1 pseudogene is annotated in these 797 nt (G+C 68.3%); it reads right to left on the reverse strand.

The features are described from left to right. A pseudogene (locus NS4_RS31880) lies at window positions 1–797 on the reverse strand (AMP-binding enzyme); the annotation flags it as partial.

Consider the following 797-nt stretch of genomic DNA (forward strand, 5'->3'; position numbering starts at 1 on the left):
CCGTGCGTGTCAGGGTGTGCTCGTCGATCCCGGCCGGTAACGACAGCAGCATCGTCTGCGAGAGCCGGTCGATACCGGTGTCGTGATCGAGTAGCCAGGCCACGATCGGTGTCACCGCGATTTCACCGGTCCCGCCGCCGGGCAGTTCCGCCAGGCCGGTCCCCGCCCCGCCGCTGGTGACCGCGACCTCCGCCAGGCCCGCCACGGTTTTGCGTTCGAAGACATCCCGTGGAGAGATCATCACTCCGGCGGCCTTGGCCCGCGCTACCAGCTGGATCGACATGATGCTGTCGCCACCGAGCCCGAAGAACGAGTCCTGGGCTCCCACCGAGTCCACTCCCAGCACCTGTGCGAACAACTCCGCGAGCACCACTTCCACCGGGGTCGCCGGTGCCCGGCCCGACCCGGCCGCCACCCCGTAGTCCGGGGCCGGTAACGCTGTGCGGTCCAGTTTCCCGTTCACCGTCAACGGCAACCGGTCCAGCACCACCACCGCCGCGGGCACCATGTACTCCGGCAACCGCCTCAGCGGCGAACCCCAACACCGTCGCGGTATCGAGCTCCATCCCCGCCGTCGGCACCACATACCCGACCAACCGCCGCCCCCCGCTAGCATCACGAACCACCACCGCCTGCGCGATCGACTCGTACCGCAGCAGCACCGACTCGATCTCGCCGAGTTCGATGCGGAAGCCACGTACTTTCACCTGGGAATCGTTACGGCCCAGATACTCCAGCTGCCTGTCCGCGGTCCACCGCACCACGTCCCCGGTCCGATACATCCGCCTGCCCGTCCC

Source organism: Nocardia sienata NBRC 100364 (assembly GCF_001613205.1).
Taxonomy (GTDB): domain Bacteria; phylum Actinomycetota; class Actinomycetes; order Mycobacteriales; family Mycobacteriaceae; genus Nocardia; species Nocardia sienata.